The organism is Caballeronia sp. LZ019 (genome assembly GCF_031450825.1).
Taxonomy (GTDB): domain Bacteria; phylum Pseudomonadota; class Gammaproteobacteria; order Burkholderiales; family Burkholderiaceae; genus Caballeronia.
In genome coordinates this window covers 424,348-439,723 of the sequence record NZ_JARTVZ010000001.1, presented here as the reverse complement: position 1 = coordinate 439,723, position 15,376 = coordinate 424,348, and the positions used below count along the sequence as shown (strand labels likewise).

The window sequence follows — 15,376 nt, the reverse complement described above, 5'->3', positions numbered from 1 at the left end:
GCCAGTGCGAGTGAGTTGAACGGCGCGCGCACCGCGCGCCGAACGCCGACCGGAGACTTTCTGAATGGCGGATACAGGCAGCAACGAATACATCCTGCGCACCCATGATGTCGTCAAGCGATACAAGGCCGTGCTCGCGCTCGACCAGGTATCGATCAACATCCGGCGCGGCACGATCCACGGCCTGCTCGGCGAGAACGGCGCGGGCAAGTCCACGCTCGTGCGCCTCATCAGCGGGCAGACCGCGCCGAGCGAGGGGCGCATCGTCCTGGATGGCGAGGATGTGCAAGGCTCGGACGTCCAGCAGATGGAAGCGCGCGGCGTGTTCCTCGTCACGCAGGAACCGATGATCGTCGATTCCATGTCCGTCGCGGACAACCTCATGCTCGGCCGCTGGCCGCTCAAGCGCGGCATCGCGCGCCGTGTCGATCAGCGCGCGTTGATGGACAACGTGCAAGCCGCGCTCGAAGGCACGGACTTCGATCCGCTCATGCCCGCGCGGCAGCTTTCGGCGGTCGCCAAACGCAAGCTCAACATCCTGCGTGCGCTGCACAGCGGCGGCAAGCTGTTGATCCTCGATGAACCGACCACCGCGCTCACGCTCGCGGACCGCGAGCATCTGTTCGACTTCATGCGCAGCCTGAAGGCGCGGGGCGTGAGCTTCGTCTTCATCTCGCACTACAACGAAGAGATCCTCGATATCTGCGATGGCGTATCCGTGCTGCGCAACGGCAGGCTCGCGGGCGAGCACGACGACCTCTCGAAGATCGACTCGGACGGACTGTCGGAACTGGTGATCGGGCGCGATGTGCCCTTGTTCTATCGCGAACGGCGCGATGTCGCGCGAGTCGAGCGCGAAGGCTGGCGCGTCGAAGGGCTCGCCGCGCCGGGCATCGAAGTCGACCGGTTCGGCATTGCGCCGGGGGAGATCGTCGGCTTCGCGGGACTGCCGGGCTCGGGCGCGAAGGAATTCGCGCTCGCGCTCTTCGGCTCGAATCGCGCGACGCGCGGCCGGATCACGCACGACGGCAACACGAGCGCGCCGGCCGATCATCCGGGCGAGGCGTTCCAGCGCGGCATCGCGTATCTGTCGGACGACCGTCATCGCGACGGACTCGTCGGGCTGCAAAGCATCGCGCACAACATCACGCTGTCGAGCCTGAATCACGTGTCCCGCGCCGGTGTCATCGATTCGAATGCGGAACGCGGCGTCGTGCAGCGCTATTTCGAACGGTTTCGCGTGAAGGCGCCGACTGCCGAAGTGCTGCTCGGCACGCTCTCGGGCGGCAATCAGCAGAAGGTCTGCCTCGGCCGCGTGCTGGCGACCTCGCCGAAGCTGCTGATTCTCGACGAACCCACGCGCGGCATCGACGTGGGCGTGAAAGAGGAAGTGCATCGCATCATCGATACGCTGACGCGGGAAGGATTGAGCGTGATCGTCATCACGAGCGATCTCGACGAGATGGTGCGGATGGTCGATCGCGTGTCCGTGTTCGTCGGCGGGCGCATCGAACGGGAATACACCGGCGCCGATATCGAAAAGGACGCCATTCTGCAGGCCGCGTTCAACGTGGAGCCGGCATCGATCGATAGCGCTCGGCCGGAGCCGCTGGTGAGCCAATCATGAGGAGACAGTCCATGCAAACAGGAAGCGACCTTCCTTCGTCGCACGCCCCGGCAGCCCTTGCCGCTCATGCCGGCGGCGCGCCCGGCGCGAGACGCGGCAAGGCCGGCGTGCAATGGGTCTTTCAGAACGTCGTGTGGTTGTGGCTGGCGGCGCTCGTCGTGGTATTCGGCGTGCTCAATCCGTTCTTCTTCACGCTGTCCAATTTGCAGAACGTGCTGGTTCAGGCGACCGTGCTCGGCCTGCTTGCGCTCGCCGTGTCGATGCCGCTGATGGTCGCCGAAATCGACTTGTCGATCGCGAGCAACATGGGCTTCTCCGCCGCCATCGGCGCGATTCTCTCGACGCGCTTCGGACTGACGCCCGGCGTCGGCGTGCCGGTGGGCATCGCGGTGGCGACGGCAATCGGCTTCTTCAATGGCCTGTGCGTGACGCGGCTCAAGATGGTGTCGCTCATTCAGACACTGGCGGTCATGATCGTGCTGCAAGGCTCGCTGCTCGCGGTCACGCAGGGCAACACCATCTCGGACATGTCCACGGGCTATATCTGGATCGGCCAGTACACGATCGACAACTGGCCGGTCATGCCCATCGTCTTTCTGGTCGTGCTGATCGGCATGGGTTTCATGTTGCGCAAGACGGTGCTCGGCCGCTATCTGTACGCGACGGGCGGCAACGCGCTCGCCGCCAACTCGGCGGGCATCCGCGTGAATCGCGTCAAGATCATTGCGTTCACGCTGTCGGGCTTTCTCGCGGGCGTCGCGGGTTATCTCCTCGCCGCATGGCAGATGGCCATCACGTCGGATCAGGGCGAAGGCTTCCTGCTCTACGCCATCGCCGCGCCGATCATCGGCGGTGTGAGCGTGTTCGGCGGACGCGGCGGCGCGCTCGGCATTCTGGGCGGCGTGCTGCTGCTGACCGTGATTCACGTCGGCCTCGCGATCACCGAAGTGCCCTCGTTCTACGTGCAGATGATCGGCGGCATTCTGATCTTCATCGCGGTCGCGGTGGACGCCATCCGCGTCAACTTCGTTTCGCAATAACCTTGATCCGGACCATGACAGAACCTCGTGCGTGCGAGATGTATATCGATGGACGCTTCGGCAGCGAAAGCGTCCACGAGTGGATCGATGTCGTCAATCCGGCGACTGAGCAAGTCGTCGCCCGCGCGCCGGATGCGGACCAGCAGATCATCGATGAAGCCGTCGATGCCGCATCGCGTGCCTTCAAGAGCTGGCGCCGCGTCAACCCGTTCGAGCGTTCGCGCCTGCTGCATGCGATTGCCGATCACATCGCGCAGGACGAACGCGTCATCGCGTTGGCGATCACGACCGAGATGGGCAAGCCGCTCGCCGAAGCGCAGGGCGAGGCCCGCAAGCTCGCGAAGGCTTTCCACTACTACGCGGAAGAGGCGGTGCGAATCTACGGCGAAACCATTCCGAACGAAGAGGACGGCTTCGTCAGCTTCGTGGAAAAGGAGCCGGTCGGCGTGGTGGCGGCCATCGCACCGTGGAACTATCCGGTCGAACTGATCGGCTGGAAGCTCGCGGCGTCGCTGGCGGCGGGCTGCACCATCGTCGTGAAGCCATCGGAGTTCACGCCGTCGAGCGCCGAGGCCGTATTCCGCTGCGTGCATCGCGCGGGATTGCCGGCGGGCGTCGCCAATCTCGTGATGGGCGCGAAGGACGCGGGCAAGCGGCTCGTCGGGCATCCGCGCATCGACAAGGTGGCGTTCACGGGTTCCGGCAGCGCGGGCGAAGACATCTACAGGACGGTGCGCGGCATCACGGGGCTGTCGCTCGAACTCGGCGGAAGCTGTCCGCTGATCGTGACGGCGCACGCGGACCTCGATCTCGCGGTCGCGGGCACGCTGCGGCGCGCGTTCCGCAATGCCGGGCAAATCTGCATCTCGATCAATCGCGCCTACGTCCAGGAAGCGGTCTACGACACGTTCCTCGCGCGACTGGCCGACGGCGCGCGCAAGCTCGTCGTCGCCGATGGCATCGCACAGGAGCGCGCCGACGTCGGACCGATGGCCACGCGCGCCGGTCTCGACAAGGTGCGCCGTCATCTCGACGACGCTCGCGAACGCGGCGGCCGCATTCTTTGCGGCGGCGGCCGGCCCGACGCGATGGCATCGCATGAAAACGGCTTCTTCCACGCACCGACCGTGATTGCCGACGGCACGCCCGACATGCTCGTGATGCGCGAGGAGACCTTCGGCCCGGTGATCGGCGTTGCGCCCTACGAGCGGCTCGAGGACGCAATCGATGCGGCGAACGGCACGCCAGCGGGCCTCGCGGCCTATGCGTACACCGAGCACGTCAAGGAAACCTTTGCGCTGTCGCGCGAACTCGACTTCGGCAACGTCGCCATCAACAATGTCGATGCCGGCATCATGAACGCGCCGTACGGCGGCCGCAAGCAAAGCGGAACGGGCTACGAGCACGGACGCGAAGGGATGGAAGGCTATCTCCATCTCAAGCACGTGCGGTTGCGGCACGGCGCCTGAACCGCGCGCACGACGGCAACGCATACGCAAACGGAACGGGCATGGAACGCTATCTTCTGGGCATCGACGTCGGCACCTCCGCATGCAAGGTGATCGCGGTGGACGGCGCGGGCAATGTCGCGGCGAAGGCGCTGGCGGCTTATCCGCTCGTGTCGCCCCGGCCCGGCTGGGCCGAGCAGGACCCCGAGCACTGGTGGCAGGCGACGCAGGCCGCGCTCGCGCAGGTGCTCGATGCGCTGCCGGATCGCCGTGCCGTGGCGGGCATCGGGCTGTCGGGGCAGATGCATGGCCTCACCGCGCTCGACGAAGCCGATAACGTCCTGCGGCCCGCAATCCTCTGGTGCGATCAGCGCGCGGCGCCGTATTGCGATGAGATCACCGCGCGCGCGGGCGGTCTCGACGGCCTGCTCGAGCTCGTGCAGAACCGCATGCTGCCGGGTTTCACCGCAGGCAAGCTGCTGTGGATGCGCGAGCACGAGCCCGCGTTGTTCGCGCGCATGCGCCGGATGCTCAATCCGAAGGACTATCTTCGTCTGCGGCTGACCGGCGAGCATGTGACCGACGTATCCGATGCGTCCGGCACCGGTCTTTTCGATGTCCGCCGTCGCGAGTGGTCCGGCGCGCTGATGTCGCTGCTCGACTTGCCCGCGTCGCTGGTTCCGCAAGTCGTCGAGTCGACGGAGCGCGCGGGCGCCTTGCGGCGCGATCTCGCGCAGGCGTGGGGCTTGCCCGCCGATGTCCCCGTGTTCGGCGGCGGCGGCGACTCCGTCATCCAGACGACGTCGATGGGCGTCATCGACGCCGGACCGCTCGGCGTGACCATCGGCACGGCGGGTATCGTCGCGGGCGGACTGCGCGCATGTCCCGAGGCCACCGGACAGTTGCAGATCTCCTGCGGCAACGCGCCCGGACGCTGGCACGTGATGGGCGTGACGCTCTCCGCCGGCGGCGCGTTCGAATGGCTGCGGGGCGCGCTGCGGCGCATGGCGCCGGAGATATCGTTCGAGCGCATGACGGAACTCGCGCAGACGGCCGCGCCCGGTTCGGACGGACTGCTTTTCCTGCCGTATCTGCTCGGCGAACGATGCCCCCACGTGGCGGCGGACGGGCGCGCGTCGTGGATCGGCCTGACTTCCATGCACGATGCGGCTCACCTGGTTCGCAGCGTCATGGAAGGCGTGCTGCTGAACATTCGCGCGATCGCATCGCTGGGCGAGACGGCGGGTCTCGCGTGCGACGAAGTGCGCGTCTCCGGCGGCGCAACCGCCGAACCGCTGTGGCTTCGGATGCTGGCCGACGTGCTGCAACGCGAAGTGACCACCGTCACCGGCGCGTCCGAGGGCGGCGCGTACGGCGCGGTGCTGGCGGCGGGCGTGGGCGCGGGCTGGTGGACATCGCTCGACGAAGCGGCCGGCGCGTTGCGCGTGACGGACCGCGTGAGCCCGGACGCATCGCTCAAAGAGCTATACGACGCACGCTTCGACACCTTCCGCACGCTGTACGACACCCTGCGTCCGGTTTATCAACGCATCGCCATGGAGAACCCGACCCGATGACCGTCATTGAATCCATCCTCCAGGCGGAACGACCTGTCGATGCAGTCGTATTCGATCTCGACGGCACGCTCGTCGATACCGCGCCCGACATCGCGAGCGCCGTGAACCGCCTGCTCGCGACGCACGGCATCCCCGCCCAGACGGTCGGCTTCGTGGAGAAGTTCATCGGCGAAGGTTCGTACGGCCTGATCGACAAGCTGTACAAGGGGCTCGGTCTTGCGCTCGACGAGGAGCGCGTGAGCGCGGACGTTGAAACGTATCTGTCGATCTACAAGCAGCACCCGGTCGAGAAGGCGACCGTCTACGCCGATGCACTCGACGCCATTCCCGCGATGCACGCGGCCGGCGTGAAGCTGGGCGTCTGCACGAACAAGGCGCAGCAACTGGCGCAGGCCGTGCTCGCGCATTTCGGCATCGAGCGGTATTTCAGCGCGGTCGTGGGAGGCGATATGCTTGCGCAACGAAAGCCGCATCCCCGCCATCTGCTGATGACGCTCGAACAGATGAACGCCGCGCCCGAGCACACGCTCTATATCGGCGATACCCGCATCGACGCCGAGTGTGCGCAACGCGCGCAGGTTCGCTGTCTGATCGTCAACTGGGGCACCGGGCCCGAGGTTCCCGTGCCGGATGACAGGCGGCTCGATTCGTTCGCCGATTTAGTGACGAGGTGCGCCGCGCTCAACGCGTCGCGCCTGCCGGGAGCCTGATGAGAAACGACCTGTTGCGCCGTATCGCGCTCGAACACCCGACGCTCGCGGGCGCGACCTTGCGCATCGCCGATGTATTGCTGGGCGCGCCGGAAGCCGCGCTCAAGATGAGCATGGCCGAGCTGTCCGAGGCCGCGCAAACCAGCGACCCGACCGTGGTGCGCTTTTTCCGCCGCTTCGACTGCGCGGACTATCAGGACTTCAAGGTCCGGCTCGGTCAGGGACTGATCCCGCAGGCGCCGTTCGACTACGAAGCGATCACGAATGCCGATAGCCCCGCAAGCGTCTGCAGCAAGATCGTGAACAATTCGCTGCACGCGATCCAGCGTTTCGCGCGGGACGTGGATTCCGCGGCCATCGAGCGGGCAACGCAATATCTGATCGATGCGAAAGGCATCTTTCTGTTCGGCCTCGGCATATCCGAGACCATCGCCTTCGATGCCGAGCACAAGTTCTTTCGCCTCGGGCTGCATTGCCGCGTGGTGCTGGAAAGCCAGCGTCAACTGCTGCTCGCGCCGACCTTGCGTAACGATGAAGTCGCGGTCTTCTTCTCGCATTCGGGTTCGACGAAATCGCTCGTGATGGCCGCCGCGATGGCGAAAGGCAAGGGTGCCGTGACGATAGCGATCTGCGCGCCGGGCTCGCGGCTCGCGCAGACATGCGACCTGACCATCGCGGTGCCCGCGTACGAGAACACGGAGTTGTACACGCCACTCACGGCGCGGATCAATCACCTGCTCGTAGTGAACATGCTGGTCGCCATGCTGGGCTTGCGGCAAGGACGGGAATTGCCCGACAACCTCGCGGCGCTCGACCCCTGGTTCACCGACAAATTCATGGATTAGCCCTTGTTTCAAGGGCGTTTCGATAACAACGGAGACGCAATTGAGCACGCACATCGAACCGGGCTACGCCCGGCTGGAGCCGCAATCGAAACAGGACGAGGCGAAGCTCGTCTCGGGCATCAAGGCCGTCGACCACTACCTCGCGCCGGGCATGAAAGTGGGGCTCGGCTCCGGCACGACATCGCACTGGTTCGTGCGCGCGCTCGCGCCGCGCGTGAAGGACGGGCTCGATATCGTCGGCGTGCCCACATCCAATGCGACGCGCGAACTGGCGCTCGAGCTGGGTGTGCCGTTGACGGACCTGGGCCAGATCGACCGGCTCGACGTGACCATCGACGGCGCGGACGAGATCGACCATCAGGGCAGCATGATCAAGGGCGGCGGGGCGTGCCTGCTGTGGGAGAAGATCGTCGCGGCGGCATCGCGCAAGATGGTGGCGGTCGTCGATGACAAGAAGGTCTTCGACACGCTCGGGCGCTTTCCGCTGCCGATCGAAGTCATCCAGTTCGGCTGGCAGAGCACGGAGCGCCTGTTGCGCGAACTGTTCGTGTCGGCGGGATTCGACGCCGGGGTCAGGATCGAGCGGCGCATGAAGAACGGCGCGCTCGTCGTGACGGACAGCGGCAACTGGATTCTCGATTGCCATCTCGAAGCCATTCGCGATCCCCTTGCGCTCGCGCCGCGCTTCAACGCCATTCCCGGCGTGGTGGAGCACGGTCTCTTCACCGGCATCGCGAGCGAGATGATCGTGGGTCACGCGGACGGCACGGCGGACATCGTCGTATTCGATGGAGCGCGCCAATGAGCGACATCCCGAAAGAAAGCAGCGGCGCGACGCTCGATGTGTTCCGGCTCGACGGCGAAGTGTGCGTCGTCACCGGCGCGGCGCAGGGCATCGGGCTTGCGATTGCGAGGGCGCTGCGCAATGCGGGCGCGACGGTCGTCATCGCCGACCGGGAAGCGGCGCTCGGGCAGCGGGCCGCCGAAGCCGTGGACGGCGGCTTCGTCGCGCTGGACGTGACGGATTCCTCATCGGTCGATGCAGCTTTCGATGCCGTCGTCGCGCAGCACGGCAAGCTCGACGTGCTCGTCAACAACGCGGGCGTCGTCAGGAACGCTGCTGCGCTCGAAACCGACGACGCCGCCTGGCGCGCCGTGCTCGCCGTGAATCTCGACGGCGTGTTCTATTGCTGCCGCAGCGCCGCGCGTCACATGTCGCGGCAGAAGAGCGGGCGCATCGTCAACATCGCGAGCATGAGCGGCAGCATTGCGAACAAGCCCCAGCCGCAGGCCTCGTATAACGCATCGAAAGCGGGCGTCATTCATCTGACGCGTTCGCTCGCCGCCGAATGGGCGGCCGACGGCATCCGTGTGAACTCGATCTCGCCCGGATATGTCGGCACCGAACTGACCAAGCGCGGCTTCGAGAACGAAGCGTGGCGCAAGGTCTGGCTCGACTACACGCCGCTCGAACGCATGGCCACGCCGGACGAAATCGCGCCGGGCGTGGTCTTCCTCGCGTCGCGCGCGAGCGCGTTCGTGACGGGATCGGACATCGTGATGGACGGCGGCTACACGATATGGTGATGCACCGACTAACGGAGACGAGGCGCCTATGACCGCACTCGATGCAATTCACGCGTTGCGCGATGCACTCGGCGCAGACGTGGTGGCCTTGCCGGACGAATTCGGCGACAAACGGGTGGTGGACTGGAGCGGCTTGCCCGGCGCCGTGCCGCTCGCGCTGCTTCGTCCGCGCAATACCGGCGAAGTCGCGCAGGCGCTGGCGATCTGCACGCGCCATCGACAGCCGGTGGTGACGCAGGGCGGCCTGACCGGCCTCGTCGGCGGCGCGAACCTGCGTGGCGATGAAGTCGCGCTGAGTCTCGAGCGCATGAACCGCATCGTCGAAATCGATGCCGTCTCGGCGACGATGACGGTCGAAGCGGGCGTCGCGCTGCAGACCGTTCAGGAAGCGGCGAGCGCCGCGGGCTTCTACTTTCCGCTCGATCTCGGAGCGCGCGGCAGTTGCGTCATCGGCGGCAATCTCGCGACGAATGCGGGCGGCAATCGCGTCATCAAGTACGGCATGATGCGCGATCAGGTGTTGGGTGTCGAAGCGGTGCTCGCGAGCGGCGAGGTCATCGGCGGCCTCAACAAGATGATCAAGAACAACAGCGGCTATGACCTGCGCCATCTGTTGATCGGCAGCGAAGGCACGCTCGCGGTCATCACGCGCGTCGTATTGCGTCTTCGGCCGAAACCCACGGCTACTGCGACGGCATGGTGCGGATTGCCCGAGTTCGCGGCGGTGACGACGCTGCTCACGCGCGCGCAAGCCGGACTCGCGCCTGGCGTATCCGCGTTCGAAGTGATGTGGGCGGGCTATCACGATGCCGTCATCGCGAATCTCACGACGCTGCGCGCGCCGCTCGCCGAAGCGCATCCGTTCTACGTGCTGCTCGAAAGCGTCGGCACTGATCCCGCGAGACACAGCGAAGCCTTCGAGGAATTTCTCGGCGCGATGCTCGAAGCGGGCGTGGTGACCGATGCGGCGATTGCATCGTCGGAAGCGCACGCGCGCGATTTCTGGGCGATCCGCGATGCGCCCGGCGAATACCAGCGCTTCATCCCCAATCACGCCGCGTACGACGTGAGCTTTTCCATCGCCCAGGTCGGCGATGCCGCACAGCGTTGCGAAGCGCGTCTGCGCGAGCGCTGGCCCGACGCGCTCGTGATGACCTATGGCCATCTGGGCGACGGGAACATCCATATCGTCGTGGACGTGCCGGGCCTGGGCAAGCACGATCACGACGACATCGACCGCGTGATTTACGACGTGACACGCGAGTTCGACGGCTCGATTTCGGCCGAGCACGGCATCGGCACGAAGAAGCGCGACTATCTCCCGCAAAGCCGCCGGCAAACCGATATCGCGGCGATGCGCGCCATCAAGTCGGCGCTCGATCCGCTCGGCATTCTCAACCCCGGCAAAGTGGTGTGACGATGAAGCCATCCGTTTCGAACTGGCCCGAGCCGCGCGCGTTCAACGTCGATCTGTCGAGCGGCTTGATGGAAGGCACGGGCACGCGCTATCAGAAGCGCCTGAAGGACCTCCAGGGCCTGTACGCCGATGCCGAAGCCTTCGCCGCGCTCGTTGCAACGCACGGCGATGACATCGTGTACGACGTGACGGATCATCGCCCGAGCGATGCGCCCGGCGATCTGATCACGGGTGTCACGCGCATGACCCCCGGCAAAGTGGGCGACGAGTTCTTCATGACGCGCGGGCACATTCACGCGAACATCGACAGGCCCGAGCTGTACTTCGGGCTCAAGGGGCGCGGGCTCATGCTGATGGAATCGCCCGATGGCGATACGCGCATCGTCGACATCGCGGCGCATACGGTGTGCTACGTGCCGCCTCGATGGATTCACCGGTCAGTCAATCTGGGCGCCGATGACTTCGTGATGCTGTTCTGCTATCCCGCGGATGCCGGGCAGGATTACGCGATCATCGAGCGCGCCAACGGCATGAAGCTGCGCATTGTCGACGATGGCGACGGCGGCTATCGCAGCGAGACGAATCCGGCGTACGTGGCGCGCGATGAGGCGCAAATCGCCGAACTGCTGGCACGGACGGAGCGCGCACGATGACCTACGAAGCGGCAGGCAAGCCCACGTTCTGGTTCATCGGCGTGACGACCGCGCAAAGTTCGATCATGCGTGTGTTTCCCGAGTGGGCCAGGCATCTCGGTCTGGGCGACGTCGAGATAAAGGGCATGGACTTCGCGCCGCATGCGGATGCCGCGAAGTATCGCGAGGCGGTGCGCTTCCTGCGCGACGATCCGCTTTCTCTCGGCGCGCTGGTCACGACGCACAAGATCGATCTCTACGCCGCGTGCCACGACCTTTTCGATGACATCGACGAATACGCGCGGACGATGGGCGAAACCAGTTGCCTGTCGAAGCGCGATGGCAGGTTCGTCTGCCACGCGAAGGACCCGATCACGGCGGGCTTCGCGCTCGATGGTTTCCTGCCCGCGCAGCACTTTTCCGCGTCGGCTGCCGAAGTGTTCGTGATGGGCGCGGGCGGATCGGCCATTGCGATCACGTGGCATCTGATGCAGAAGGATCGCGGCGCGGACCGGCCTGCGAGCGTGATCGTGTCGGACCCGTCGCGCGAGCGGTTGGAAGAGATCGAGCGCATTCATCGTGAGCTGGACCTCGGCGTGCCATGCGAGTACATACTCGTCTCGCAATCCGGGGACAACGATCGCGTGATGACGCGCCTTTCGCCGGGCGCGCTCGTCATCAACGCGACGGGACTCGGCAAGGACGCGCCCGGCTCGCCGCTCACGCAGGCGGCCGTGTTTCCCGAACGCGCGATCGTATGGGAGCTCAACTATCGCGGCGAACTGGTGTTTCTGGATCAGGCGCGGACACAGCAGGATCGGAAGCGCTTGCAGGTCGAGGACGGCTGGACTTACTTCATTTATGGCTGGACGCGCGTGATGGCGGAAGTTTTTCACGTCGATATTCCGACGCGCGGACCGGCTTTCGAGGCGCTCTGCCGCATTGCCGCCGATGCCGGCAAGCCCGCGCCGCGCGCAGGCGCCGCCTGACGCGGTGGCCGATGGACAGCTTCTACCTGGCGATCGATGTCGGCACGGGCAGCGTGCGTGCCGCGCTCGTGGATGCGCGCGGCGTCGTGAGGGGCATTGCCGCGCACGAGCATGAACAGATCGTGCCGCGTTATGGCTGGTCGGAGCAGCGTCCCGCCGACTGGTGGTCGGGCGCGGCGCGTTCCATCCGCGAAGTGCTCGCGAGCGTTCCGGGCGCGGCGGCGCGCGTGGTTGCCGTGTGCGCGTGCGGCCAGATGCACGGCACGGTTCTGATCGATGCGGATGGAAACCTGACGCGCGACACCGCGCCGCTCTGGAACGACAAGCGCACGAGCGCCGAAGTGGCGGCGTTTCGCGCGCGGGCCGATTACGCGTCGCATGCGAGGCAGACCGCGAATCCCGCGACGCCTGCGTGGCCCGCGTTCAAGCTGCAGTGGATCAGGGCGAACGATCCGGTCGCATTCGAGCGCGCGGCGACCGTGTTCATGCCGAAGGACTACGTGAACTTCCGGCTGACGGGCGAGCGTGCATGCGACTGGAGCGATGCATCGACCAGCTTTCTGATGGATGCATCGACCCGCACGTGGTCCCGGCCGCTATTCGACGCGTTCGGCCTCGATGTCTCGAAGCTCGCGCCGATTCGCGCGCCGAACGAAATACTGGGCGGCGTGACGCAGGGTGCGGCGAGGGAGACCGGCTTGCGCGAGGGTACGCCGGTGCTCGTCGGCGGCGCGGATTATCCGGTATCGGTGCTCGGCTCGGGCGTTCATGCGCCGGGGCTGGCGTCGGATATCACGGGGACGTCGTCGATCATCACGGTGATCGCCGATACGCCGATGCTGCATCCCGATGTCTCCAATCTCGTCACATGCGACGGCTCGTGGGGCCGCTTCATGCTGCTCGATTCCGGCGGCGATGCGATGCGCTGGGCGAGGCGCGCATTTCATGAGAATGCCTTGTCCTACGATGTCATCACGGAGAAGGCGGCGAGCGCGCCCGTCGGTTCCGATGGCCTCTTCTTTCTGCCGTACCTGACGGGCGAGCGTCTTGGCGACCACGCCAATTCGCGCGCGCAGTTTTTCGGCATCACGGCGAAGCATGGGCTGGGGCATCTGCATCGCGCTGTGCTGGAGGGCGTGGCTTTTGCGGTGCGGCGTCAGATTGCGCTGCTTCGGCCGGAAGGCGGCGGGATCGAGCGGATCGTGGCGGCGAGCGGCGGGGCGAGGGCGGCGCTGTGGCTCGCGATCAAGGCAAGCATGTATCGCACGCCGATTCTCGTTCCTGCCGAAGTGGAGTGCGGCGTGTTGGGCTGCGCTGTCCTCGCGGCCACTGCATATGGGCAGTTTGCGCGGCTTTCGGATGCGGTCAGCGCGTTCGTCAGGTTCGACGGTGAAGTGCAGCCGGACGAGTGCGCGAGCGACAGGTACGATCGCATGATGCCGATCTTCGAGCGGGTTTATGCGGGGGCGCAGGAGATTTATGACGAGTTGGATGGGTTGGGGGTGGAGTAGGTGGACGGGGGATCGGTGAGGGTGTGTGGCGGGGGCGGGGGATAGCCGGTTAGGGGGGCTTGTCGGGGCACGGCTTGCTTCAACGGGGAGGGGATCGCGGCAGCGGTAAGCGTTGTCCAGACGTAGGGCGCCGGGCGAGTGATTGTCATGCGTGAAGGGGTGGTTATCGACCGTTGCGGTCATTCGAGCATCGGCTTTGTTCAGGCGGCTGACCGCCGCTTTCCGGCCGTTCGCACGTCAGCCTGTCTCGAATGACCGGTCACGCCGTCCGCCAATGTGAACTCCCGACCCTCTTCGGCCCGTCGTCATCCGTTGTTTCTTTGACCGTTCCCGGGCGATACCCGTCATCTGGGTTCGATCGACTTCGGCGTCGTAGACCTCGCTTTGAATTACAAAAACGCAAGCCTCACTTTTACATCCCGGATCTGCAAGGCCCTTCCACACCAACTAGAGTCGAACAGATGCATCTTTAGTAGCAGGCGAAGCATTGAAATATCTCCGTTCGCGTAAAGACATTGCACGGATCTTGTCCGACACGCGCCGTCAGACGCCGCAATGAGCTCAAGCCTTGGCAGCGACCGGGAGTCGGAATGGCGCACCGAGACGGTTAAAAGCGTTCATCGCGGCAATCGTTATCGTGAGGTCGACGAGATCCTTCGGCGCGAATGCCGCTGAGGCCGCTGCATAGGCTTCATCCGAAGCGTGCGTTTCGCTGACGCGCGTCACCTCTTTGGCCCAGGCGAGAGCTGCGCGCTCCTGATCGGAGAACAGGTGCGAGACCTCGTCCCACACCGGTACCAGCGCGATCTTGTCGATGGACATCGTCTTTCTGAGATCACGACTATGCTTGTCGATGCAATGAGCGCATCCATTGATCTGGGAAACGCGGAGGAACACAAGATGAATAAGCTCCTCGGGCAGGTTGGTGCTTCTCGTCACATAGTGATGGACACCCAGAAGCGCCTTTGCGCCGTCCGGGGCGATCTCGTGCCAGTTCAAGCGGGTCATCTTCGTCCTTTACCTTTTGTCCGTTGAAAATGTCTCCTGCGCTTACAGGCGCAGGTCGGTTACTTCACCTTTGCGCACGGCTTGTGACGTTACGCCGGCGATGCTGAGCGGAGTTTTCCTGCTGGCGAAGCCGTCCGACAGCGCCGCATGGTCGCGCACGTTTCAAATCAAGTCGTGAACGTCAGTGACGCATCAGGCCGTTGCCGTATTCGTCAGACGTGTGCGATCCAGCCAGTCGCCGAGACTCATGCGGCCCTGCCGCATCTGGCCTGTCGGCACGAGCGAATTTTCGGCCATCGAGCCGCCGAAGTAGGTTGCGTTGTCGTCGGCGACCACCCTGCGCGCGTCACGCGTAGCGCGCAGATAGGTGCCGATGAACGCATGCATTGCGCCGCGCTCGGGACCGGCGATATCCACGATGCCGTCGAGCGGCACGCCCAGGGCGATCTCCACGATGATGGCCGCGACATCGTCGGCGGCGATGGGCTGGAACTGATGCGCTGAAAGACGCACATTGCCCTCGGCGGTGCTCAGATCGGCGATGGTGCCGAGAAACTCCATGAACTGCGTGGCACGCACGATCGAATAAGGCACGGGCGATGCCGCAATCAGCCGTTCCTGCACGCACTTCGCCGCGAAGTATGCATTGCCCTCCATCCGATCCACGCCGACGATCGACAGCGCCACATGGTGCTGCACGCCCGCTTTGCGCTCGGCCTCAAGGAGATTGCGCGTCGCCTCGCGGAAGAAACACGTAACGGCATCGCCTTCGTACGTCGGCGGATTGGTCACGTCGATCACGGCATGCGCGCCGCGCAGTGCGTCGTCCAGGCCCGCGCCGGTGATCGCGTTGACGCCCGTGCTCGGCGATGCGGCGACCGCCTCATGTCCCTTCTCGCGCAACAAGGCCACAGCCTTCGCACCGATCAGCCCGGTCCCTCCGATGACGACGATCTTCATGACACACCTCGTTCAATTGGTGAAA

At 65.2% G+C, this 15,376-nt stretch carries 14 protein-coding genes; 12 read left to right on the top strand and 2 right to left on the bottom strand.

Going from position 1 to position 15,376, the window contains the following annotated elements; translation table 11 throughout:
* The first annotated feature begins 64 nt into the window (after positions 1-64).
* The 12 genes from P9255_RS01905 to P9255_RS01850 are packed head-to-tail and all read left to right on the top strand — an operon-like array spanning position 65 to position 13,383.
* Positions 65-1,627, top strand: a complete 1,563-nt coding sequence (locus tag P9255_RS01905) for a sugar ABC transporter ATP-binding protein (protein WP_309768602.1) — start codon at positions 65-67, stop codon at positions 1,625-1,627.
* An 11-nt stretch (positions 1,628-1,638) separates the two neighbouring features.
* Positions 1,639-2,667 (top strand): ABC transporter permease, encoded by a 1,029-nt coding sequence (locus P9255_RS01900; protein ID WP_309768601.1) that lies wholly within the window; start codon positions 1,639-1,641, stop codon positions 2,665-2,667.
* Positions 2,668-2,681: 14 nt separating this feature from the next.
* Positions 2,682-4,136, top strand: coding sequence for an aldehyde dehydrogenase family protein (locus P9255_RS01895; protein ID WP_309768600.1), 1,455 nt, complete (start codon positions 2,682-2,684; stop codon positions 4,134-4,136).
* A 41-nt stretch (positions 4,137-4,177) separates the two neighbouring features.
* The gene (gene xylB / locus P9255_RS01890; protein WP_309768599.1) at positions 4,178-5,692 is read left to right on the top strand and encodes a xylulokinase; all 1,515 of its coding nucleotides are present in this window, start codon (positions 4,178-4,180) and stop codon (positions 5,690-5,692) included.
* Complete coding sequence (locus P9255_RS01885; protein WP_309768598.1) at positions 5,689-6,402, top strand: HAD-IA family hydrolase; 714 nt, start codon at positions 5,689-5,691, stop codon at positions 6,400-6,402. The genes xylB and P9255_RS01885 overlap by 4 nt, the downstream gene beginning before the upstream one ends.
* Positions 6,402-7,247, top strand: coding sequence for an SIS domain-containing protein (locus tag P9255_RS01880; protein WP_309768597.1), 846 nt, complete (start codon positions 6,402-6,404; stop codon positions 7,245-7,247). The genes P9255_RS01885 and P9255_RS01880 overlap by 1 nt, the downstream gene beginning before the upstream one ends.
* A 40-nt stretch (positions 7,248-7,287) precedes the next feature.
* The gene (gene rpiA / locus P9255_RS01875; RefSeq protein WP_309768596.1) at positions 7,288-8,052 is read left to right on the top strand and encodes a ribose-5-phosphate isomerase RpiA; all 765 of its coding nucleotides are present in this window, start codon (positions 7,288-7,290) and stop codon (positions 8,050-8,052) included.
* Complete coding sequence (locus P9255_RS01870) at positions 8,049-8,834, top strand: SDR family oxidoreductase (RefSeq protein ID WP_309768595.1); 786 nt, start codon at positions 8,049-8,051, stop codon at positions 8,832-8,834. Before rpiA ends, P9255_RS01870 begins: the two co-directional genes overlap by 4 nt.
* Before the next feature lie 28 nt (positions 8,835-8,862).
* Positions 8,863-10,251, top strand: a complete 1,389-nt coding sequence (locus tag P9255_RS01865; RefSeq protein ID WP_309768594.1) for an FAD-binding oxidoreductase — start codon at positions 8,863-8,865, stop codon at positions 10,249-10,251.
* Between the two features lie 2 nt (positions 10,252-10,253).
* A complete protein-coding gene (locus P9255_RS01860; RefSeq protein WP_309768593.1) occupies positions 10,254-10,904 on the top strand; it encodes a glucose-6-phosphate isomerase in 651 nt (216 codons plus the stop codon).
* A complete protein-coding gene (locus tag P9255_RS01855) occupies positions 10,901-11,872 on the top strand; it encodes a shikimate dehydrogenase (RefSeq protein WP_309768592.1) in 972 nt (323 codons plus the stop codon). Before P9255_RS01860 ends, P9255_RS01855 begins: the two co-directional genes overlap by 4 nt.
* Positions 11,873-11,883: 11 nt before the next feature.
* The gene (locus P9255_RS01850) at positions 11,884-13,383 is read left to right on the top strand and encodes an FGGY family carbohydrate kinase (RefSeq protein ID WP_309768591.1); all 1,500 of its coding nucleotides are present in this window, start codon (positions 11,884-11,886) and stop codon (positions 13,381-13,383) included.
* A 561-nt stretch (positions 13,384-13,944) separates the two neighbouring features.
* Here the strand turns inward: P9255_RS01850 and P9255_RS01845 are convergent.
* Entirely contained in the window at positions 13,945-14,391 is a 447-nt protein-coding gene (locus tag P9255_RS01845) for a carboxymuconolactone decarboxylase family protein (protein ID WP_309768590.1), read from the bottom strand.
* Between the two features lie 192 nt (positions 14,392-14,583).
* The gene (locus P9255_RS01840) at positions 14,584-15,351 is read right to left on the bottom strand and encodes an NAD(P)H-binding protein (RefSeq protein WP_309768589.1); all 768 of its coding nucleotides are present in this window, start codon (positions 15,349-15,351) and stop codon (positions 14,584-14,586) included.
* Between the last annotated feature and the right edge of the window lie 25 nt (positions 15,352-15,376).